The organism is Caballeronia sp. LZ065 (genome assembly GCF_031450975.1).
In the GTDB taxonomy this organism is placed as follows: Bacteria; Pseudomonadota; Gammaproteobacteria; order Burkholderiales; family Burkholderiaceae; genus Caballeronia.
Map to the genome: position 1 here is coordinate 1,268,503 of NZ_JARUXV010000002.1, position 22,210 is coordinate 1,290,712.

General features: G+C 64.4%; 20 protein-coding genes and 1 pseudogene. 10 read left to right on the top strand and 11 right to left on the bottom strand.

Translation table 11 applies throughout. The features are described 5' to 3' along the window. Nucleotides 1–14 precede the first annotated feature (14 nt). The 4 genes and pseudogenes from QCE63_RS19910 to QCE63_RS19925 form a co-directional block, all read right to left on the bottom strand. Nucleotides 15–2,347: pseudogene (locus QCE63_RS19910) on the bottom strand (ATP-binding protein). Nucleotides 2,348–2,540: 193 nt separating this feature from the next. After that, entirely contained in the window at nt 2,541–3,872 is a 1,332-nt protein-coding gene (gene argG, locus QCE63_RS19915; RefSeq protein ID WP_309835359.1) for an argininosuccinate synthase, read from the bottom strand. A 161-nt stretch (nt 3,873–4,033) separates the two neighbouring features. Further along, on the bottom strand, nt 4,034–4,696 hold the full coding sequence (locus QCE63_RS19920; RefSeq protein ID WP_309815137.1) for a GntR family transcriptional regulator: 663 nt from the start codon (nt 4,694–4,696) through the stop codon (nt 4,034–4,036). A 95-nt stretch (nt 4,697–4,791) separates the two neighbouring features. Beyond that, on the bottom strand, nt 4,792–5,742 hold the full coding sequence (locus QCE63_RS19925) for a LysR substrate-binding domain-containing protein (protein ID WP_309835360.1): 951 nt from the start codon (nt 5,740–5,742) through the stop codon (nt 4,792–4,794). Between the two features lie 163 nt (nt 5,743–5,905). Here QCE63_RS19925 and QCE63_RS19930 point away from each other — a divergent pair, with 163 nt between their 5' ends. Genes QCE63_RS19930 through QCE63_RS19950 form a run of 5 tightly spaced genes read left to right on the top strand, consistent with a single transcriptional unit; the run spans nt 5,906 to nt 11,090 of the window. Next, complete coding sequence (locus QCE63_RS19930; protein WP_309835361.1) at nt 5,906–6,571, top strand: aspartate/glutamate racemase family protein; 666 nt, start codon at nt 5,906–5,908, stop codon at nt 6,569–6,571. Further along, on the top strand, nt 6,568–7,308 hold the full coding sequence (locus tag QCE63_RS19935; RefSeq protein WP_309835363.1) for an amino acid racemase: 741 nt from the start codon (nt 6,568–6,570) through the stop codon (nt 7,306–7,308). The genes QCE63_RS19930 and QCE63_RS19935 overlap by 4 nt, the downstream gene beginning before the upstream one ends. Nucleotides 7,309–7,330: 22 nt before the next feature. Further along, nucleotides 7,331–8,830 carry a dihydropyrimidinase gene (gene hydA, locus QCE63_RS19940; RefSeq protein ID WP_309835364.1) on the top strand — a complete coding sequence of 500 codons (1,500 nt, stop codon included), beginning with the start codon at nt 7,331–7,333 and terminating at the stop codon, nt 8,828–8,830. 30 nt (nt 8,831–8,860) lie between these two features. Next, complete coding sequence (locus QCE63_RS19945) at nt 8,861–9,817, top strand: N-carbamoyl-D-amino-acid hydrolase (RefSeq protein WP_309835365.1); 957 nt, start codon at nt 8,861–8,863, stop codon at nt 9,815–9,817. Nucleotides 9,818–9,839: 22 nt separating this feature from the next. Further along, complete coding sequence (locus QCE63_RS19950) at nt 9,840–11,090, top strand: MFS transporter (protein ID WP_309835366.1); 1,251 nt, start codon at nt 9,840–9,842, stop codon at nt 11,088–11,090. A gap of 33 nt (nt 11,091–11,123) precedes the next feature. On the opposite strand, the gene QCE63_RS19955 is transcribed toward QCE63_RS19950, so the two are convergent. Then, entirely contained in the window at nt 11,124–12,086 is a 963-nt protein-coding gene (locus QCE63_RS19955) for a helix-turn-helix domain-containing protein (protein WP_309835367.1), read from the bottom strand. 105 nt (nt 12,087–12,191) lie between these two features. Between QCE63_RS19955 and QCE63_RS19960 the strand changes: the two genes are divergently transcribed. Continuing rightward, nucleotides 12,192–13,139, top strand: a complete 948-nt coding sequence (locus QCE63_RS19960) for a cysteine synthase family protein (protein ID WP_309835368.1) — start codon at nt 12,192–12,194, stop codon at nt 13,137–13,139. Here the strand turns inward: QCE63_RS19960 and QCE63_RS19965 are convergent, their stop codons facing one another. Then, entirely contained in the window at nt 13,140–13,880 is a 741-nt protein-coding gene (locus QCE63_RS19965) for a DUF2278 family protein (protein WP_309835369.1), read from the bottom strand. It lies immediately after the preceding gene. A gap of 161 nt (nt 13,881–14,041) precedes the next feature. Here QCE63_RS19965 and QCE63_RS19970 point away from each other — a divergent pair, with 161 nt between their 5' ends. Then, nucleotides 14,042–15,712, top strand: a complete 1,671-nt coding sequence (locus QCE63_RS19970) for a fibronectin type III domain-containing protein (RefSeq protein WP_309835370.1) — start codon at nt 14,042–14,044, stop codon at nt 15,710–15,712. Nucleotides 15,713–16,008: 296 nt separating this feature from the next. Next, nucleotides 16,009–16,821 (top strand): CHAD domain-containing protein, encoded by an 813-nt coding sequence (locus QCE63_RS19975; RefSeq protein ID WP_309835371.1) that lies wholly within the window; start codon nt 16,009–16,011, stop codon nt 16,819–16,821. A gap of 4 nt (nt 16,822–16,825) precedes the next feature. Here the strand turns inward: QCE63_RS19975 and QCE63_RS19980 are convergent, their stop codons facing one another. Beyond that, entirely contained in the window at nt 16,826–17,308 is a 483-nt protein-coding gene (locus QCE63_RS19980; RefSeq protein WP_309835372.1) for an SLATT domain-containing protein, read from the bottom strand. Between the two features lie 626 nt (nt 17,309–17,934). Between QCE63_RS19980 and QCE63_RS19985 the strand changes: the two genes are divergently transcribed. Together QCE63_RS19985 and QCE63_RS19990 are read left to right on the top strand one after the other, a co-directional pair. Beyond that, a complete protein-coding gene (locus QCE63_RS19985) occupies nt 17,935–18,315 on the top strand; it encodes an NUDIX domain-containing protein (RefSeq protein ID WP_309835506.1) in 381 nt (126 codons plus the stop codon). Between the two features lie 72 nt (nt 18,316–18,387). Further along, nucleotides 18,388–18,924: a YbaK/EbsC family protein gene (locus tag QCE63_RS19990; protein WP_309835375.1), complete on the top strand. Its 537-nt coding sequence runs from the start codon at nt 18,388–18,390 to the stop codon at nt 18,922–18,924. Between the two features lie 25 nt (nt 18,925–18,949). Here QCE63_RS19990 and QCE63_RS19995 read toward each other — a convergent pair whose 3' ends face one another. From QCE63_RS19995 to QCE63_RS20010, 4 genes are all read right to left on the bottom strand, one after another. After that, a complete protein-coding gene (locus tag QCE63_RS19995; protein ID WP_309835376.1) occupies nt 18,950–19,969 on the bottom strand; it encodes an alcohol dehydrogenase in 1,020 nt (339 codons plus the stop codon). Between the two features lie 92 nt (nt 19,970–20,061). Next, the gene (locus tag QCE63_RS20000) at nt 20,062–20,559 is read right to left on the bottom strand and encodes an Lrp/AsnC family transcriptional regulator (protein WP_309835378.1); all 498 of its coding nucleotides are present in this window, start codon (nt 20,557–20,559) and stop codon (nt 20,062–20,064) included. A gap of 34 nt (nt 20,560–20,593) precedes the next feature. After that, nucleotides 20,594–21,319, bottom strand: a complete 726-nt coding sequence (locus QCE63_RS20005) for a haloacid dehalogenase type II (protein WP_309835380.1) — start codon at nt 21,317–21,319, stop codon at nt 20,594–20,596. A 10-nt stretch (nt 21,320–21,329) separates the two neighbouring features. Continuing rightward, nucleotides 21,330–22,055 carry a haloacid dehalogenase type II gene (locus QCE63_RS20010; protein ID WP_309835382.1) on the bottom strand — a complete coding sequence of 242 codons (726 nt, stop codon included), beginning with the start codon at nt 22,053–22,055 and terminating at the stop codon, nt 21,330–21,332. Nucleotides 22,056–22,210: the final 155 nt, after the last annotated feature.

The following is a 22,210-nucleotide window of genomic DNA, read 5'->3' on the forward strand; positions in this document are numbered from 1 at the left end:
GCCATCACCTTCCGTTATCCGTGCACGGCATCGATGCCGGCTTCTTCCTCGATCACCACGCTCGCCGGCAGCCATACAACCGTCTGGAACGCGCGAAACGCTGCGCCGTGACCTTCATCGATAAACCGCATCTCGATACGTCCGCCCTCACGTTCGACGAACGCCCGCACCGCATCCATGCCGACACCGCGCCCCGACACTTCCGTCACGTTCTGTGCCGTCGAGAACCCAGGGCGGAACACGAGTTCGGCGAGCGCTTGGTCGGCGGGAATGGCGGCGACATCCAGCCAGCCGCGACGTATCGCGTTCTCACGAATCTTGTGCAGCGCGAGACCGCGGCCATCGTCGCTGAGCGTGATGCGCAATGCATCGCCGTGCACGCGTGCATCGACATGAATCAAGCCCGCAGACGGCTTGCCTTGCGCGATCCGTTCTTCCGCCGTCTCGATGCCGTGATCGATGCTGTTGCGCAAAAGATGCGTAAAGACGTTGCCCAAGCGTCCCGCCAGTTCGCTGTCGATACGACAGCCGTGATCGTTCACGCTCATGCGCGGCGAGGGCTTGCCGAGTTCTTTGGCGAGTGAAGGCAGCGAGCCGATCGGCGCATCGAGCGCGTCGCCGATGCTTTCCGTATCCAGCACGCGCAACATGCGATGCAGCGAAGCGCGCACGGCGGCGAGCGCTTGTGCGTCGTTGGCATCGGCGGCTTCGAGCAGCTCGATGTTCTTCTGGATGAACTCGCGATCGATCCCGCCCTGACCCGCCGATGTCTTGCGTCCCAGACTCACTTCATTGACCGTCGCATAGCTTTGCAGCGCCGCGCGCACGCGCTCCAGGTCCGCGATCAGCTCGTCATGATTCCAGAGTGTGCCGCCGCTGTCCTGGCGGATCGCGTCATAGCGCTGCTCGGTGTCGTGCACCACGCTCGTCAGATGCTGAAGGCTATAAGTACGCGCGTTGCCCTTCACCGTATGCATGTTGCGGAACAGTTGCGCGACCGCTTCCTTGCTCGGCATGTCGTGCTCGCGAATGATGCGTTCGTTCTCGCCGACAAAACTCGCCGCGCTATGCATGAAGCGCTCGAACTTCTCCTGGCTGATGGCGAGCACCTCGCCGATCATGTCGAGCCTGCGCCGTTGTTCGCCGGCTTCGGCGGCCAGCGCCTTCAGTTCGGTGACGTCGCGCACACATAACATGAGGCGCACGATCAGCCTTCTTCGTTCGTGATGGCGGACCAGCTCAGGTCGAGCACCTTCTTGCGGCCATCGCCCATGTCCTTGACGATTTCATCGGCGAGCAGATGCCGGTTGAAGTCGAAGTTCATGATGTCTTCGCCAAGACAGGCATCGATAGCCGCGCCCTGCTGATCCAGCGTATCGCTGCCGAGATCCGTGCCGCCGAACACCACATCCATCACACGCAGTCCGGCAAGCTGATCCGTTTCGAAGATCGCTTCGAGGAACGCCGAATACTCGGGATGAATCGTCGCGCCCGGCACCACGGTGAGAATGCCTTGCGGCATGTTCTGCAACATCGCCTGGATGTCGGCGGTGCGCTGCTTGAGTTGCTGCGAGCTTTCCTCGATCTTCTCGATCATGCCGTTGAATGCGACGATCGAGCGGCCGATCTCGTCCATGCGCTCCACCGGCACACGCCGCGTGAAGTCCTGACTCGATGCAATTTCGCTCATCATGATCTGCATGCGGCTGAGCGGCAGCGAGATCTGCCGGTAAAGCAGCACGCTGATGCCCACGAGAATCAGCACCGCGATGCCCGTGGCCGTCGCGATGATGACGCTCGTCGTCGCGAGCGCGTCGTTCAGCGTGCCGATGGCTGCGTCCTTCTCGCGGTTCTTCTCGATGCGCAGCGTCTCGACAATGCCCTGAAGCTCGTCCTTGTACTGCGCGACGTTCGCGAACAGAAAGGCTTGCGCGAAGGCGCTCTTGCCCTGCGCCTGCATCTGCTCGGTCTGCCTGATGGCGTCGAAGTAGTTCGCGAGGCTCTCGCGCGCCTGCACGACGAGGCCCTTCTGCGCGGTGCTGTTCGCGGCGCGCTCCTGCACGTCGAGCGCCGCTTTCAAGGTGCGCTCGCGCTCGGTCAGCAGCTCGCGCGCCTGCGCGGCGATCTGTGCGTCCGGCGCGTAGACCAGCGTCATCGTCGCGATCTGCACGTCCTTGACTTGCGCGGCAAGATCCGCGGAAGCGAGCGCGCTTGGCACTACCCCTTGCGTGACCTGCTGCACTTCGCTTGCGCTGTCGTGAGTCCGCTTGACGGCATAGCCGCCGATCGCCGCCAGTGCCATGAGCATGAGCACGACGAGCAAGGCAATACGCTGCCTGATAGTCATCTGTGAATCCCCGTTTCGTTGCATTACAGGCCGCGTGAAGCGACCGCCCGTCTGGTCTGACTTTTATGTGTTCGGGCGCGGGGATTATTCGTTCTGGGCGTGTCAGGTGCGTGACACGGAGCGGATCGGCATAAAAAAACGGCCACCGGTCCGAAGACCGATGGCCGTATGCCTGCGCTTGCAGCCTCTACCGTTACTCTTCGCTCTTCAACTGCGGAAGCGCCGAAGCTTCGCCCGGCGTCAGCAAGCCGACCTGCGCATAGATGCGCAGCTTGTCGCGCGTATCGGTGATGTCGAGATTGCGCATCGTCAACTGGCCGATGCGGTCACGCGGCGAGAAGGTCGACGCAACCTTTTCCATCGAGAGACGTTCCGGCTGATACGTGAGGTTCGGCGACTTCGTGCTGAGCAGCGAATAGTCGTTACCGCGACGCAGTTCCACCGTCACTTCGCCGGTGATCGCGCGCGCGACCCAGCGTTGCGCCGTTTCGCGCAGCATGATGGCTTGCGGATCGAACCAGCGGCCCTGATACAGCAGACGGCCGAGACGGCGGCCATTCTCGCGATACTGCTCGATGGTGTCTTCGTTATGGATGCCCGTCACGAGGCGCTCATACGCGATGTACAGCAGCGCGAGTCCCGGCGCTTCATAGATGCCGCGGCTCTTCGCCTCGATGATGCGGTTTTCGATCTGGTCGCTCATGCCCAGACCGTGACGGCCGCCGATGCGGTTCGCTTCCAGCAGCAGCTCGACGGCATTCGGGAAGGTCTTGCCATTCAGCGCGACCGGCTGGCCTTCCTCGAAGCGGATGGTGACTTCCTCGCGATCCACCTTCACGTCGTCGCGCCAGAACGCCACGCCCATGATCGGGTTGACGATGCGGATGCCGCTTTCCAGGCTTTCCAGATCCTTTGCTTCGTGCGTGGCGCCGAGCAGGTTCGAATCCGTGGAATAGGCCTTTTCCGCCGACATCTTGTACGCGAAGCCCGACTGGCGCATGAACTCCGACATCTCGGAGCGGCCGCCGAGTTCGTCGATGAACTGCTGGTCCAGCCACGGCTTGTAGATCTTGAGATCCGGGTTCACGAGCAGGCCGTAGCGGTAAAAGCGCTCGATGTCGTTGCCCTTGTACGTCGAGCCGTCGCCCCAGATGTTGACGCCGTCTTCCTTCATGGCGGCGACGAGCATCGTGCCCGTCACGGCGCGGCCGAGCGGCGTGGTGTTGAAATAGGTGACGCCCGCCGTGGAGACGTGGAACGCGCCGCTTTGCAGCGCGGCAATGCCTTCGGAGACCAGTTGCGCACGGCAGTCGATCAGGCGCGCACCTTCGGCGCCATATTCGGTCGCGCGGCGCGGGATCGAATCGTAGTCGTCCTCGTCGGGCTGGCCGAGATTCGCGGTGTACGCGTACGGCACGGCGCCTTTCTGCTTCATCCAGTGAAGCGCGGCGCTGGTATCGAGACCACCGGAGAATGCAATGCCGACCTTCTGGCCAACGGGGACACTTTCGAGAATTGTGCTCATGAGCAAATACCGTCTAATCGACAAAAGGAAAACGCGACAAAAGGAAAACGCAGTGGGACTGGCGAGTATCAGCGAAGCACCGACAGATGACAAGTTTGCCGGAAATGGTTTGCGAACCGGTCGGTAGAAACTACCTCGTAGCGCCGGCCTGAAATAACGCCCTATTCAGCCAGTTCGGCAGGCTCCGGAAACAGCGCGATGAAATCCAGCATCTGCTCGCCCAGCAGGTTCACGTGCGCGGACATGGCCTTGTCGGCGGCATCGCCGTCACCGCGTTCGATGGCGCCGATCACCTGCTCGTGCTCATCGACGGTATCGAGCCGCCGGCGCACCTTCTGCGTGACCATCTTGCGGTAGATCGACACCCGGTTGCGCAGGCCGCGCGTCTGGTCGGCGAGAAACTCGTTCTGGCTCGCCTCGTAGACGATCTCGTGGAAGCGCCGGTTGATCTCGTAGAACGCATCGACGTGGTTCGAATCGAGCGTTTCGCGCAGTTCCGCCTGGGTGTCGCGCAGCCGCTGGATCTGCTGCGGCGTGGCCCGGCGTGCTGCGAGCCGCGCGCACAGGCCTTCGAGTTCGGCCATGACCTGGAACATTTCAAGCAGCTTGCGGGCCGAGAGCGCCGCCACCATCGCGGGCTGGCGCGGCCGCATCGTGATCAGCGCTTCCGACGCCAATTGGCGCAGCGCCTCGCGGATCGGCGTGCGCGAACATTCGAAGCGCTCCGACAGCTCCGTTTCTTCCAGCCGCGACCCGGGCGGCAGTTGCCCCGACAGGATTTCGCGCTCAAGCGTCGTCAAAATCTCGTCCGCTCGGGTGGTCATGTGTATCTCCAGAACCCATTGCCTGTATTTCTTGCGGGCTAGATTGTCGCATGAAACGGTGCCCGAGCCGTCCGTGAAGATGCCTCGGGCGGGCTTCAGCCGGATTTCGGCGTGCGACGCGGCGCCAGATGCTGTTTCAACACCGCGTCCAGTATTCCGACGAAGCGGCGCGCCGCGTTCGACAGCGGCTCGACGTGCGAATACACGAGGCTCGCGGTCAGCCGGTGCGAGCCCTCGGCGCGCAGCGGCACGACATCGAGCGCATCGCGCATGGCGTCGTCGATACAGAACGGATCCACGATCGCCACGCCCACGCCTTCCTTCGCGAGCGTGCAGGCGCTGATGGCAGAGCGCACGCGCACGACCGGCTCGGGTCGGCGCTCGTTGCTGAAGACCGTGCCGACGATGCGCCCGAGCGGCGTGTCGTGTTCATAGTCGATCCACGGCAGCGCGGCGATCTGCGTCGGATCGAGCGCGCGCCGCTTCCCCAGCGTGCCCTTCCGCGCGACACACAGCACCTGGCCGCTTTCCATCGGCACGGTGACGATGTTCGGATGCTGGACCTCGAACATCGACACGCCGATCGTGCCTTTGCCGAACAGCACGCGCGGCACGAGGTGATTGTGGGTGAGCGGTTCGAACGAAACGGGCAGTTTGCGGAACTCGGCATGAAAGCGCGCGATGGCGAGCGGCAACAGATGCACGCCCAGACTCGGGCTGCACACGACATTGAGCGTGCCGCTCGAACCATCCGACAGCGCGCGCACCAGATCGTCCACCCGTTCGATGCCTTCGTAAGCCCGCATCACTTCCTCGAAGATGCGCTTGGCTTCCGGGGTCGGATACAAGCGGCCGCGCGTGCGCTCGAACAGCAGGAAGCCGAGCCGGCGCTCGGTCACTTGCAGCACGCGGCTCACCGACGGCTGCGCCACATATAGCGAGCGCGCCGCCTCGCTGATGGAGCCGGTCATCATGATCGCGCGGAAGACCTCGATCTGACGCATGCTCATCGTGCGGGAATGGGGAGAGGCGTCGTCGTAGTTCATCTTCGGGCGCGGGATGTGGCGTGGGCCCGGCAGTTTAACGCGCCCGCCGCGCGGCCATGCATTGCGTCTATGGGATACCAAATTTGGACTATTTCACAGCGCGGAGCGCCGTTGCTATCGTGGGAATCAAGTTGGTCTATTCACGTTTTCTTCGCGTCGACTCATGACAGCTCCTATCTATTTCCTGAACCCGAACGGTCTCGCCGACGTCACGCGCGACATCGAGCGCACCGTCCGCGCACTGCGCGCCGGCAACGACGCGCCCGTCGCGTTCGACACGCTGCACGCCGTGCCGGGCGGCATCGAGACCCAGCGGGACGCGGATCGCGCCGCCGTCGCGGTCGCGGATTTCGTCGAGCAGCACGACGCGCACGCGGCGGCCTTCGTCATCGCCTGCTTCAGCGATCCGGGCCTGCACGCCGCCCGCGAAATCACGCGCCGGCCAGTGATCGGCATCGGCGCGGCGGCCATGGCGAGCGCGCTGGCGCTCGGCTCGCGCGTCGGCGTGATCGCGGCCGGCACGCGCGGCATGCCGCGCCACTGGCGGGCGTATCATGCTGCCCGCATCGGTGCGGCGGTGGCGGGCGAACGTGCGGTCGGACTGAGTGTCGAGGAATCGGGCAACCGTGCACGGGCGCTCGACAAGCTGATCGCGACCGGCCGCGCCCTGTGCGAAACGGACGGCGCGGATGCCATCGTGCTCGGCTGCGCCGGCATGACGCCGTTGCGCGCCGAACTCGAAGCGGCGCTCGGCGTGCCGGTGATCGATCCGTGTTCGAGCGCCGCCGCGCTGGCCTTCGCGGTCTGCCGCGAGCGGGGTGGCGCATGAATGACATCGCAGCGCCGCTGCCGCGTCTGGGCGTGCTCGGCGGCATGGGCCCGCTCGCTACAGCGGATTTCCTCGTCAAGCTGATCCAGGCGACGCCCGCCGCGTCCGATCAGGAACACATGCCGGTCATCGTTCACAACGTGCCGCAAGTGCCCGATCGCAGCACGGCGTTTCTCGCCGGTTCGGACGCGCCGTGGCCGCATCTGCTCGACGGCCTGCGCACGCTGGAACGCGCGGGCTGCTCGGCCATCGCGATTCCGTGCAATACCGCGCACGTGTGGCATCAGCGGCTGGCGGAAGCGAGCACGCTGCCCGTGCTGCATATCGGCGAAGCGGCGCTGGCTGCGCTGACGCGCCGCTATCCGCAGGCGCGCCGCGTGGGCATTCTGGCGACGGCCGCGACGCTCAAGGCGCGCATCTATCACGATCAGCTCGTGGCGCGCGGCATCGAAGCCATTGAACCCAATGAGGCCATGCAGGCCATGTATGTGTCGGCGGGCGTTGCGGCGGTGAAGGCCGGCCGCCTCGACGACGCCCGCGCGCTGCTCTCCGGCGCAGCGGATGCGCTGATGACGCGCGGCGCCGACGCGCTGCTGCTCGCCTGCACGGAAATCCCGGTGGCGCTGGCCGGCGCCGCCTATCATGCGATCGACCCGACCGACGCGCTCGCGCGCGCCTGCGTCGACTGGTGGCTCGCGGCGCGCGCGGACAACGCGCAACTCGCCGCGCAACCCTGAATCTTCAAGCGGATGACAGTTTATGCAGCAGTTTGATCTCACGATACGCAACGGCCGCGTCGCCTCCGACGAAGCGGTTTTCGAGGCGGATGTCGGCATTGTCGGCGACCGGATCGTTGAAGTGGCGCGCGGCCTGCCCGCCGGCAAGCGCGACATCGACGCCACCGGCAAGTACGTGCTTCCGGGCGGCATCGATACGCATTGCCACGTCGAGCAGCGCTCGGGCATGGGCATCATGGGCGCCGACGACTGGACCTCCGCAAGCGTCGGCGCGGCATTCGGCGGCACGACGATGATCGTGCCCTTCGCCGCGCAGCATCGCGGGCATTCGCTCAAACAGGTGGCGGAAGAGTACGCGGCGCTTGCAACGGCGAAGTCGGTCATCGACTGGAGCTATCACCTGATCGTCTCCGAGACGGACAAGAAGACGCTGCAGGAAGATCTCGTCGAGCAGATCCGCAAGGGCATCACGTCGTTCAAGGTCTACATGACCTACGAGCAGCTCAAGATCGACGACTACCAGATGCTCGACGTGCTCGCGCTCGCCGCCCGGGAACGCGCGCTCGTGATGGTGCACGCCGAGAACAACGACGTGATCCGCTGGGTCTCGCAGAAGCTGCTGGAAAACGGCCGCAGCGCGCCGAAATATCACGCGACGAGTCACGTGGCGCTGGCCGAGGCCGAAGCGACGAACCGCGTGATCCAGCTCTCGAAGCTGTTCGACGTGCCCGTGCTGATCGTGCACGTGTCCGCGCGCGACGCGCTCGCGACGATCGGCGCGGCGCAACGCATGGGCGCGCAGGTGTACGGCGAAACCTGCCCGCATTACCTGCTGCTGACCGAAGACGCAATGGACCTGCCCGGTGTGGAAGGCGCAAAGTATTGCTGCAGCCCGCCGCTGCGCGACGCAGACGCACAGGAAGCGCTGTGGACCGCGCTGAAGGACGGCGTGCTGCAAACCGTCTCGTCGGATCACGCGCCCTATCGTTTCGATGAAACCGGCAAGCTGCCGCACGGCGACGCCACCACCTTCAAGCAGATGGCCAACGGCATGCCGGGCCTGGAAGCGCGCCTGCCGCTGCTGTTCTCGGAAGGCTTCGTCAAGGGCCGCATGACGTTGCCCGAGTTCGTCGCGTTGAGCGCGACGAATCACGCGCGCATGTACGGCATCGCGCCGCGCAAGGGCCTCGTGCAGGCGGGCGCGGACGCGGACATCGCCGTGTGGGACCCGCAGCATCAGGTCACGCTGACAGCCCCGGCGCTGCATGACCGCGTCGGCTACACGCCGTATGAAGGCATGACGGTGACCGGCTGGCCGCGCACCGTGATCAGCGCGGGCCGCGTGATCGTCGATGACGGCGTGCTGCATGCACAGCCCGGCAGCGGCCGCTTCATTCCGCGCTCGACGCCGCTGCCCTTCCAGAACGAACGAGAAATCTCGGCGCGCGGCCAGTTCTTCCGCGCACTCGCCGACGGCGACGCCGAGGGCCACGCAGGCTTCGGCTATACGGACAAGCACTGAAAACCGCATCACACAAGGAAACAGGAAGTCATGAGCAAGTCACGCAAAATCGGTCTCGCGGTCGCGCAAATGGGCCCGGTCCATCTCGCCGACGACCGTCAGGCCGTCGTCAAGCGTCTGGTCGACATGCTGAACGAGGCCAAGGCCCGCAGCGCGAAGTTCGTCGTGTTCCCGGAGCTGGCGCTCACCACGTTCTTCCCGCGCTACTGGATGAGCGAGGAAGCGGCCATTGAACGTTTCTTCGAGCGCTCGATGCCGAATCCGGACGTGCAGCCGCTCTTCGACGCCGCGCGCAATGCGGGCATTGGCTTCTATCTCGGCTATGCGGAACTGACCGCGAAGGGCGAGTGCTTCAACACCGCGATCATCGTCGATGACAACGGCAAGATCGTCGCGAAGTATCGCAAGACGCATCTGCCGGGCCATTCGGATCACAAGCCGGACGCACCCTTCCAGCATCTGGAGAAGAAGTTCTTCGAAGTGGGCAACACGGGCTTCCCGGTGGTCGAGACGATGGGCGCGAAGCTCGGCATGTGTATCTGCAACGACCGCCGCTGGCCGGAAACCTGGCGCGCGATGTCGCTGCAAGGCGCCGAACTCGGCGTGCTCGGCTACAACACGCCGTCGCTGAACATCCACTGGCCGGAGCCGGTGCATCTGCGCATGCACACACATCTCGTGTCGCTGCAGGCGAGCGCTTATCAGAACGCCATGTGGATCGGCGCCGCCGCGAAGTGCGGCAAGGAAGACGGCTTCCATATGATCGGCGGCTCGGTGATCGTCGCGCCGTCGGGCGAGATTGCCGCGCAGAGCGTGAGCGAGGAAGACGAAGTGATCTTCGCGAACATCGATCTCGCGCTCGGCGATACCTTCCGCGAACACGTCTTCAACTTCGCGAAGCATCGCCGGCCGGAACACTACGGGCTGATCGTCGAGCGCACCGGCGCGGGCGAGCCGCTGCCGCACGATCCCGACGCACTCAACTGATGCGTCCACGAGGAGACCACACATGAACCAACCTCTCGACCACACGGCCGAGGGCGCGCGCGGCGTCCCGTCGAAGTCGATCTTCGGTCCGCCGCACATCCGCGCGCTGGTCGCGTCCATTTCCGGCTATGCCATGGACGGCTTCGATCTGCTGATCCTCGGCTTCATGCTGAGCCTGATCTCGGCGGACCTCGGCCTGACCTCGGCGCAGGCCGGCTCGCTCGTGACATGGACGCTCGTGGGCGGCGTCGTGGGCGGCATCGGCTTCGGCATTCTGAGCGACTATCTCGGCCGCGTGCGCGTGCTGACCTACACGATCCTGCTGTTCGCCGTGTTCACCGGGCTGTGCGCGTTCGCGCAGGGCTATCACGACCTGCTCGCGTACCGCTTCATCGCGGGCCTCGGGCTGGGCGGCGAGTTCGGCATCGGCATGGCGCTCGCCATCGAGGCCTGGCCCGCTGAAAAGCGCGGACGCGTCTCGTCATACGTGGGCATGGGCTGGCAGATCGGCGTGCTGATCGCCGCCATCGTGACGCCGATCCTGCTGCCGCACATCGGCTGGCGCGGGATGTTCCTCGTCGGCCTCGCGCCCGCGGTGCTGTCTTTCGGGATCCGCAAGGCGATCGGCGAGTCGGAGATCTTCATCGAGAAAGCCGCCCGCAAGCGCCACGAGTTCCCGCTCAAGACGCTGTTCCGCGACCGCGAGACCACGCGCCGCAGCATCGGCATGATCATCATGTGCTCGGTGCAGAACTTCGGCTACTACGGTCTCATCATCTGGATGCCCGGCTATCTGACCAAGGCCTTCGGCTTCACGCTCGCGAAGTCGGCGACGTGGACGGCGGCGTCGATCCTCGGCATGCTCGTCGGCATCTGGATCTTCGGGCAGCTGGCGGACAAGATCGGCCGCAAGCCGACCTTCGTCATGTATCAGATCGGCGCGCTCGTGATGGTGTTCATCTACTCGCGCATGACCACGCCTGAGGCGCTGCTGATCGGCGGCATGGTGGTGGGCGTCTTCGTGAACGGCATGATGGGCGGCTACGGCGCGCTGATGGCCGAGCTCTATCCGACCCATGCACGCGGCACCGCGCAGAACGTGCTGTGGAGCATCGGGCGGGCGGTGGGCGGCTTCGGGCCGCTGGCGATCGGCGCGGTGGCGAGCTATTACTCGTTCGGCATCGCGATCGCCTCGCTGGCGTGCATCTATGTCATCGATGTCATCGCCACCCTCACGCTCATTCCGGAGCTTAAGGGCGTCGAGCTCGAATAATGTACGCCTGAAGGCGCCCCGCCGTGCGCGCCTTCAGCGCCGATCCGCGCGCATCTCCCGCACGCCGTGTCCGAGCTTGCGGCGCAGCAAGGTGCGCAGGGTCGCGGAATCCGCATACCCCACCTCGCTTGCGATCTTCTCCAGATCGCATCCCGCCGACACGAGTTGCCGCGCGCGCTCGATCCGCAAATCCTGAAAGAACGCCAGCGGCGACTTGCCGAGCACCGCCTCCGTGCGCCGCTGCAAGGTGCGCGGCCCGACGCACAGCGCGCTTGCCACGTCATTGAGCGAGAAGCCCGCTGAAAGGTGCTCGCGCGACCAGCGTTCGAAACGTGCGATCAGCGGGTCCGCATGCGCGACGTAATCCGGCACGATGTAATGCGCCTGCGATGCGCGCTGGTCGATCAGCAGGAAACGCGCGACCATCGTGGCCAGTTCGGGGCTGGCCTGTCGCACGAGCCATAGCGCGAGGTCGAGATGGCCCATCGCGGAACCGGCTGTCACGACGCGCCGCGACGCGACCACCATGCGCGAGTCGTCCAGATCGACCGCCGGAAAACGCTGCCGGAACGCGGGCGCGAGCGACCATGTCGTCGTGGCCTTGCCGTGATCCAGCAAGCCCGCCTCCGCGAGCACGAAGGTGCCGGTACACGCTGCGGCAATACCGATGCCCTGCGCATGCCAGCCGCGCAGATGGCCGATCGCCTCGCGCACATCGGGGCGCGCGAGTGCGGCGACCAACGGCTCTGGCTGCTTGGCGTTGAGCGCGGGCAGTACGACCCAGTCAGGCTGACGCACTTGCGTGACCGGTTCGGGCTGCGTCGAGAAGCCCAGCGCCGTTTTCACACGCCGCCGCACGCCTACCAGATTGAATTCGAATGGAGGAGCCGTGCCGCCCTGCGCGGCGGCCAGTTCGTTCGCCGTGCCCAGCGTGTCCAGCAGCGCAGCCAGTCCGGTATCGAACACGCCATCGAGCGCCAGGATAGAAAGTCGCATGTCGCAAATGATGTCGATAATGTCATTTGCGACTATATTCCGCGCGTGCCCGGACGTCTAGACTGCGAAGTATTCCAGCTCGATCTCACCGACACAGGCCCGCACATGAACCTCGCTCCGCATTCCGTTCTCGGCACCATCGGCAACACCGCGCTGCTGACGCTGCGCCGCGTCGTGCCTTCCAATGGCGCGCGCATTTCGCTGAAGCTGGAAAGCCAGAATCCGACCGGCAGCATGAAGGACCGCATCGCACTCGCGATGATCGACGCGCCCGAGCGCGACGGCCGTCTCAAACCCGGCGGCGCGGTCGTCGAATACACCGGCGGCAGCACCGGCGTGTCGCTGGCGCTGGTGTGCGCGGTGAAACAGCATCCGCTGCATCTCGTGAGCTCGGACGCGTTTTCGAAAGAAAAGCTCGATCACATGCGGCTCCTCGGCGCGCGGCTGACGATTGTCCCGAGCGAAAACGGCAAGCAGACGGAGAAGCTCACGCGCGACATGATCCGCGAGGCGCATCGCATCGCGGATGAAACGGGCGCGTACATCACCGCGCAGATGGAGAACATGGACCAGCTTCACGCGTACACGAAGATGGGCGACGAGATCTGGCAGCAGACGGAAGGTCGCATCGACGCTTTCGTGCAGAGCGTGGGCACGTCCGCTTCGCTGCGCGGCATCTCCGCGACCTTGCGCGGCCATGACGCCCGCGTGCGCGTGATCGGTGTCGAGCCGGCGGAGTCCGCCGTGCTGTCGGGCGGGCCGAGCGGCGCGCACAAGATCGACGGCATCGGCGCGGGTTATGTCGTGCCGCTGTGGCATGACCGCATCGCGGACGAACTCGAACGCGTCTCCACCGATGACGCCCGCGCCATGGCCTTTCGCCTCGCCGCCGAGGAAGGGCTGTTCTGCGGCACCTCGACCGGCGCGAACGTCACGGCGGCCTTGCGTGTGGCCGAGCGTCTCGGGCCGGATGCGCACATCGTCACCATCATGTGCGACACCGGCATGAAGTACCTGAAGTCCTACGCGCAGACGCTGGACGACGCTGCGTAGCTAACCCAGGATCGGATGCGACGTACCCGGGATCGGGTAGCCGCGATTGTCGGTGGGCACGAGCTGCGTCTGGAACGCGACGAACAACGCCTGGAACTTGCCGTCCACTTCCACCATCACGGCGCCGTCCTGGAAGACGCCGTTCTCGTTCGAATGGTCCCTGACCTTGCTGCCTTTCGCGGGCTTCGGATTGCCCTGGTTCATGTGCGTTTCGTGCAGGCCGTCCTTGTCCGGTTCGAACAGGAAACCAAAGCCGTACACCGTGATGTCCTTCGCCGGCTTCCAGCCGCGCCGGTTGTCCTTGTAGGTCGGTGTCGGATAGACATAGGGTACGCCGTCGCCCGACATGTCGAGTTGCAGCATCTCGTTGAGCAACTCGTTGATGTCGTTATGCTCGCCTTCTTCGTCGAGCGCGATGGGGCGCATCGCGTTCAGGTCGACGAGCTTCGTATCGTGCACGTAGTCCAGCTTCGGGAAGTTCGACGTGGACACGCCTGCGGCGATCTTCTCAAGATCCGCGGTCATCGGATGCTCGAAATACTGATTCCACTGATACAGCACGAAGTAGCCTTCGGGGCCGGTGAGCGAGCTGTCCGACTTCACGTTGGTGACGATGCGGAACTCGTTGCCCTCCTGGTCCTCGCTGACGATCACATAATGCGGGTCGCCTTTGTAACCCTGCAGAAAGGGAACGCCGAGCGTGACCTTGCCCTTGAAGAGAACGTATTCGTTGCGTGCCATGAGGTTGGCTCCTGAAGTGGTCCGCTCTCATTGGATAGCTCGCATGTGACAGCGTTCCGTTCGATGGACGGATGAACTCGTGCAGTGTCACGGCACGGTCATGCCGATGACAATAATGTTTCGTGACACGGCGAATCTTCCCCACGACGAGACACACGCACATGGTCACGAAGAACCCGCAAGACTCTGCACCGCTCGCCTCGCGCCGCGGCTTCCTGAAGTTCGCGGGCGCCTCCGGCCTCGCCACCGCAGCGGGCGCGATGAGCCGCTCTGCTTCAGCAACGACGGAAACCCCGGACGGCACGCCCGAACAGATCCACCTGACCTGGGGCGAGGATCCGTCGAGCGAAGTGGTCATCAGCTGGGCGTCGCTTGCACAGGCCACTGCGCCGCGCGTGCGGCTGCAATCGGACGATGGCCGCGCCCACGCGATCCATGCCGTGCCGCGCACTTACACGGACGGCCTCAACGGCGAGATCGTGTGTACTTATCACGCGAGGCTGCGCGATCTGCGTCCCAACACGCAATACCACTACGAAGTCACCGCCGACAACGACAGCAACGCCGGCCAGCCCTTCACGTCGAGCTTCCGCACCGCGCCGCGCGGACGGCACGCGTTCCGCTTCACCAGCTACGGCGACCTCGCGACGCCGAATACGAACTGGGTGCTGTCGTCGCCGCAGAGCCGCTTTGCGGTGCAGGCGGTGGAGCGCTTCGAGCCGCTGTTCCATCTGCTCAACGGCGACCTCTGCTACGCCAACCTCAATCCCGCGAGCCAGCCGGACGTGTGGCGCGACTTCGGCAACAACGCGCAGACGTCCGCCGCGAACCGTCCGTGGATGCCGTGTCCGGGCAATCACGAGATCGAGTTCCACAACGGCCGGCAGGGCTTCGATTCGTATCTGACGCGCTACACGCTGCCTGACAACGGCACGCGTTTTCCGGGCCGCTGGTACAGCTTCCGCGTGAGTTCGGTGCTGTTCGTTTCGCTCGATTCCGACGACGTCGTCTATCAGGACGGCGCCGCCTTCGTGGCCGGGCCCAATCCGCTGGTGCCCGCCGCAAGCACCCGCAATCCGCCGATCCCCCCCGGCACCTCGTTCTATGTGCGCGGCTATAGCCAGGGCGAGCAGACCCGCTGGCTCGACAAGACCTTGCGCGAAGCCTCGCATGACGACGGCATCGACTGGATCGTCGTGCAGATGCATCAGGACGCGCTCAGTTCGTCGAAGACGGGCAACGGCTCCGACAAGGGCATCCGCGAAGCGTGGCTCCCGCTGTTCGACCGCTATGGCGTCGACCTCGTGCTGTGCGGCCACGATCACGACTATGAACGCAGCCATCCGGTGCGCGGCTGCAATCATCACGCGGGCCGTGACGCCGTGACGGGCGAACGCGTCGATACGCTGCAGCCGCGTCCCGTGCACGGTTCGCCGCGCGCGAACGATCCGATCGATACGTCGCACGGCACCGTGCATCTGATCCTCGGCGGCGGCGGCACCAGCGCGCCGCTTGATGTCTACGGCACCGACACGGGCACCGGCCTGCCGCAGGCGCAGGTCTTCACGAAGCCGAACCGGCCCGTGCCCGGCACGACGGCGGGCACCTTCGTGCGGCCGGTCGCGGATGCCGTCGAGGACGCGATCTGGTCGGCGCAGCGCGATACGGGCACGGGCTATGGCATCGCCGTGTTCGATCACGATCCGGGCGAGCACGGCGGCCGCACCTCCATCACGATCAACTACTATCACGCCCCTGGCGCGGACAAGACGCCGACGGCGGACTACGAGCTTTTCGAAACCATCGTGCTGGAGAAGTCGCGCGGACGTTGATCTTCGACGCCGGTCACGTCGTTCTCTTCAACGGGGACGCTGGGACCGGCGTCCGCTTCGGCCGGGCGAACGAGCAGCGCAAGCAGTTCGGGTTTGAGGCCATCGCCGCGCGGGGCGAAAAGTGCGTGAAGCGGTAGAAGCGGCAACATGGCTGAACCTCTTTTGAGCGGGGAATCGAGCCGTTATCCTGGCGCTGGCGCGGTCCTGCGGCACCCTGTTTGTTGCTATGTCATTGTCTGCAACGCTCGGTACGTTTCTTGCCCCTATCTCTGTTCCGCGAGACTAGGGACACGGACATGAACAAGGGAAACAAGGACGCGTTAGCGGAAGCGAGCTTCTCCACTTATGCCGATCCGCTGATCGGCGAGGCGTCCGCGCAGGCCACGATGCTCGAAGGCAGCGCGGACGCCGAGGAACTGCACAAGCTGCGTGTTGCACTGCGGCGACTGCGCACGTTGCTGTGGGCGTATCGCCCGATTCTAAAAAAGGACTTCGACGATCAGCAGCGCGCCCTCCTGAAATATCTGGCCGGCGCGGCGGGCAACACGCGCGACTGGGACATCCTGATCGAACTCGTCGACAAGAAAGGCAGCGCGCCCTTGCTCGACGCATTCCGCGAACAACGCACCGCCACCGCCGCAAAAAGCCGCGATACGCTCTCGCATGCGAAGCTGAAGCAGATGCTGCACGAGTCGCTGAGCGAGGCGAATCGCGAACTCAATACGGCAGCGCGACGCACGCCGCTGACCCAGTTCGCCCGGAAGCGCGTTGCGGCGGCGCAGAAACAACTGAGCAAACGCATACGCTCGGCCGCCAAAACCAAAGGCGCGGATTACGCGCGGCTGCACGATGTACGCAAGGCGGGCAAGAAGGTGCGCTATCTGGTCGAGTTCTTCGAATCGCTTCTCGGCGGCAAGCAACGCAAGACGCTGAAGGGCCTCAAGCGGATGCAGAAGCGCTTCGGCGCGTTGAACGATGTCGTGGCGAGCCGCGCGCTCCTCGAACGGCACCTCGACGCGCTGCCGGATGGCGCGGCCGCACAGGAAGCGCTGCGCTCGCTGAAGAAGGAACAGAAGCGGCGCACGAAGGCCGCCGTGCGATTGCTGTAGAGGCTTACGCGCGCGCGACGATCCTGCGCGGCAGATGCGGCGCGTTCTGCGCAATCTGATCGAGTTCGTCGCGCACGGCTTCGATGTCGCGCGTGTCGTGCAGATAGGGATCTGCGGCGTGGATCGCTTCCAGGCGGCGTCTCACAGCGCCGTATTGCGCCCCCGCGCGCCGGTGCAATTCGGCGCGCTCGCTGTAACGCAGAAAGGTCTGCAAGGACGCGAGCACGGCAGCGCCGATACTCGTCAACCCGATGACGATGCGCAATTGCGGCGAGATGGCGGTCGCGACAAGCGAGAGAAACGCCGAGGTGCCCGTAGCGGTCGTGATGCCAATGACAGCCAGCCCGAGCTTCCTGCCGCTCGCGGTCAGACGGTCGGCCATGGTGTAGTGACGGATCTGCGATTCACGGGCCCGTCTGATCCAGTTCAGCACCAGTGCCCGCGCGTCCTGCGGCGGCTCATAGGATTGATGTAACGATGCGGTCATATTCAATGCAGGGCTTGAGTGAAACCCAGTCTAGCGTCCCACTGTGGACAAAGCGTGTCCTGGTCGCGCGTCTTGAAGCGCGCTCCAACGCCTTCGTGAATTCGCTGGACAGAACCGAAAAGCTACGCTTCTTTGGGCAATTGAATCGCGCGTGGCTGCGTAGACTTCTCTACATGGCGCAACACACCGCGCCAGTAAAAGCGAAGCGATATTCACTGAGCAAACCGGCTTACCCTCAACTTTTTTACCGGTTGCAGCATGTGTCGTAGTCGCAGGATTTTCGGAGTGGTTGCAGTTGCAGTTGCGGGAGTGGCGTTGGCGGGGTGCAGGACGTCGTTGAATGTGCCGTTCAGAAGTCGCAGTAATAGCAGCAACAATACAAAAACAGCAGTAAGAGACGTACCGGTAGATGTAGAAAACTTGCCCCGGCCGAGCGCATCCGCCGGGGCTTTTCTTTGCGTCGCCGGTTTTCGCGTTCAGGGTCGCGCTACGCCGCACGCGGCTATCGTTGCAAAAGATCGTGCAAGGTGCTCCACAAGAAAATTCACCTTGGGTACACTAGCTGCTGCCCGACAGGGCGATACCCTGCGAACGGTAGCGCGAGAACAAAAAGCATCGGAGCGAATTTGAGGAAACGAGCCACGGTCGTCTGCCGGAGAGGCAAACACATTCTGCTGGTCGCGCGGCGCGAATCCAAATGGGCGCTGCCCGGCGGCATCCTCAAGCGCGGCGAAGATCTTTCAGATGCCGCGCTTCGCGAGCTGAAAGAAGAAACCCGTCTGTCGGGCAAGTCGGCCAAACACCTGTTCAACTATCGCGGCGACCAGAAACATCACCACGTGTTTTTCTGCGACATCTCGAAGAGCGCGAAAGCCCGCGCCAGCAATGAGATCGCGCGTTGCCGCTGGGTGCATGTCGATGAAATCGCGCGGCTCGCCACCAGTTCGCCCACCAAGGTCATCGTCAAGATTCTCGGCGAGAAGCGCAACAGCGTGCGCGGCAAGTAGCGTCAAAGCGCGGCGAACGCGCATCGGTTACTCTGGGAACCTTTTGCGTCCCAGGCGCCCGCCTGACAGCCCATGAACACGCCTCAAGACGACTACGCGCTCAATCTCGACCTCATGTCCGCCGACGACATCTCGGCGACGCTCCCCGCCAGCGTGCTTGCCACGCTGCACGGCACCGACATCACCGTGTTCCGCGTCCCCGACGACGCCTCCGACACCGCCGCATGCAGCGAGCGCTTCGGCATCGACCTGGAAGACTGCGCGAACACCATCGTCGTGCGGTTCAAGAAGGATGGCGGCGAACACTACGCGGCGATCGTCACGCTCGCCTCGAAGCGGCTCGACGTGAACGGCGCGGTCAAGCGCGCGCTCGGCGCGCAGCGCATCTCGTTCGCGTCGCGCGAAGTGGCGACCGAACACTCCGGCATGGAGTACGGCGGCATCACCGCGTTCGGCGTGCCGGCGTCGTGGCTCGTGCTGGTGGAAGCGGCGGTCTTGGAGCGCGCGCGCGTCGTCATGGGCGCGGGCGTGCGCGAGGCGAAGCTGCTGATGTCGCCGCAACGGCTGCTCGCGCTGCCGAACGCGACGGTCGCCGCGCTCGCCAATTGAACCCGCAGAGGCGCGCGCTGCCCGCTCACTTGCCCGGCGTGAGCACCACCCTGAAGCGCGCCTTGCCGCTCATCATGCGGTCGTAGGCTTCCGCCGCGCGCGACAGCGGATATTCCTCGATCATCGGCTTCACGCCGGACAACGCGCTGAACGCGAGCGTCTCCTGCGAGTCCGCCGCGGTGCCGGACGGCCAGCCCTGCACCGAGTTGCGCCCCATGATGAACTGCGTGATCGGCACCTCGACGGGTTCGTCGGAGATGCCCACCATGATCATCTTGCCGTTCAGTCCGAGCCCGCCGATGGCCGCGTTCATCGCACGGCCGCTGGTCGCCGTTGCCAGGATCACGCGCGCGCCGCCCAGCGCCTTCAGTTCATCGGCCACATTCTGCGCTTCGCTGTCGATGTAATGATGCGCGCCCAGCTCCTTCGCCAGCGGCGCCTTGTCCTGACCGCGCGCGATCGCCACCGTCTCGAAGCCCATCTTGCGCGCGAACTGCACGCCCAGATGCCCCAGCCCGCCGATGCCCAGCACCGCGACCACATCGCCGGCACGCGCGCCGCTGTTGCGCAGCGCATTGAAGGTGGTGATGCCCGCGCAGAGGAGCGGCGCGGCATCGACGTCGGCGAGATCGTCGGGCATGCGCGCCAGCGCTTCCTGCGGCGCCACCATGTAGTCGGCATAGCCGCCGTCATAGCTGATGCCGGGCACGAGCCCCTTCTGGCAAAGCACGAAGTCGCCATGGCGGCAATGCTCGCAATGACCGCAGTGTCCGCCGTGCCAGCCCACGCCGATGCGCTGCCCCTGCTGCCATCCTTCGACGCCCGCTCCGAGTTTCTCGATCACGCCCGCGATCTCATGCCCCGGCACGCGCGGAAACTGGAGACCGGGCCACAGCCCTTCCTTCGTCAGCGAATCGCTATGACAGATGCCGCACGCCTGAACCTTGATGAGCACGTGCCCTTCCGGCGGTTCCGGCACGTCGCGCTCGACTACTTCGAGCGGACCGTTCGCCTGCGCCACCTGCACTGCCTTCATCTTCGCCATGGCTTGCTCCTGTTGCATGAAAGAGATTTTGGAGGACACGCAAAAAATTCAGAATAGGATGCCGTTCGGCGTTTTGAAAGCTCCGAGTGCGGTCAGCGCTCGTCGTCGGCGAGCAGCGATGTCAGCGGCACCGTATGCCTGACGAACGGCGAGCGAATGACGATATAACTGAAGTATTTCTCGATGCCCACATTGCGGTCGACGAGCTTCTCGATCACCGCCTGATAGTGACCGATATCCTTGACGAGAAACTTGAGCAGGTAGTCATAGCCGCCGCTGACGAGATGGCACTCGGTGACTTCCTCCACATCGCGCAGATTGGCCTCGAAGCGCACGAAGTCTTCACGGCGGTGATCGTGCAGCATGATCTCGGTGAAGACCGTCACCGTGCTCGTGAGCTTCGTCAGATCGAGATGCGCGCCATAGCCCGAAATGATGCCTGCCGCTTCGAGCCGCCGCACGCGTTGCAGACACGGACTCGCCGACAGCCCGACCACGCCCGCCAGATTCGCGTTCGTGATGTTGCCGTTCTTTTGCAGTTCGGCCAGGATCCTGATGTCGATGCGGTCCAGCTTGTGTCGGTGGTTCATGTCGTGCGGGATCGATGGGCGCCAGGCGGCCGCGTCAGCCTTCGGCGAGTTCGGCGTGATGCGCCGTGACGAGTTGCGCCATGCTCGTGAACTTGAAATTGACGGCGGGTTCCGTGAGCGTCTTCACGGTCGCGCCGAAGCCGCGTTGCTCGAAGCGCCGATGAATCCAGCAGCCATGCATGCCGTATTCCGCCGCCGGAAGCAGATCATGATAATTGCTGTCCGCAATGTGCAGCGTCTCGCGCTTGTCCACGCCGAGCCGGGCCAGCACGTCGAACAGATAGTCGAAATTGCGGCGCGCCGGCTTGTATGAACCCACGTCCTCGGCGGTCACGATGGCGTCGAACTCGACATCCAGCTTGCGCTTGCTCGCCTCGAAGCTCGCATTGTCCACGTTCGAGACGATGACCAGCTTGAAGTACTTCTTCAGATACTGGAGCGTGCTGGCCGAATCCGGAAACGCGGGCCAGTCGCCGACGGACGCGCCATAGGCCACGGCCTCGTCCCACGTGTAGCCGACCTCCCACTCCTCCGCCACGCGCTTGTACACGATCTCCAGCAAGCGGTTGTAGGCCATGGCGGGCGTGAGCAACTGCTGCTGCGATTCGTGACGCGCATGCGCTTCCAGAATCTGGTCGCGCGTGGGCGCTTCGGGATGCCGCGCCGCCAGCTTCGCCAGCCCGGCGGCAATGCCGGCTTCCCAGTCGATCAGCGTGCCATAGCAATCGAACGTCAGTGCCTTGAACTCGGTGAGCCGCACACCTTTCTCCTCATGACTGTGCCAACGCTTCGCGATGCGCCTCTGCGAGTTCCGCCATGCTGTTGAAGCGGAACGCGATGGTCGGCTGCGTGCCCGGATCCATGGTTGCACCAAAGCCCGGCTGCGCATGCCGCCGATAAATCCAGCACGACGTCAGGCCGAATGCGTTGGCCGGCTTGTGATCGTGGAACAGGCTCTCGGCGGTATGGAGAATCTTCTCCTTGCGAATGCCGCGCTCGCCCAGCTTCTCGATCATGTACTCGAAATTGCGCGGCGACGGCTTGTATAAGCCGACGTCCTCCGCCGTGATGATCGCATCGAACGTCACTTGCAGCTTCGTGTTGCTGTGCGTGAAGCTCTCGTTGTCCACATTGGAGAGGATCACGAGCTTGTAATGCTGCTTCAGATAGCGCAGCGCCTCCGCTGAATCCGCGAAGGCCGGCCAGTGCCGAATGGAACGGCCATACGCCACGCATTCCTCGTGCGTATGCGGCACGCCCCATTCCTCGGCCAACCGCTTGTAGACGATCGCCAGCAGATCCTGATAACGCTTCGCCGGCGTGTACTTCTGCTGCGAGGACTCGTGGCGCGCGTGCGCTTCCAGCACCTGATCGCGCGTCAGTGCGGGCTTCACGCGTTCGAGCAGCGGACGCAGCCCTTCGAAGATGCCGCTTTCCCAGTCGATCAGCGTGCCGTAGCAGTCGAAAGTGAGGGTGTCGAAGTCGGTGAGTTTCACGGTCGCTCCTGTCTGATGGCGAGGGGTGGAGCAGTCAGTGTAGTGAGACACAGCGGCAGCCGGAGCCGATGTTGCCTTCCGCAACCGCAGCTTGTGCGGTTTGTGGTCCGTGCCGCAGCATATTCTGCTGCATGCAGGAAGCAGTTTCCGCGACC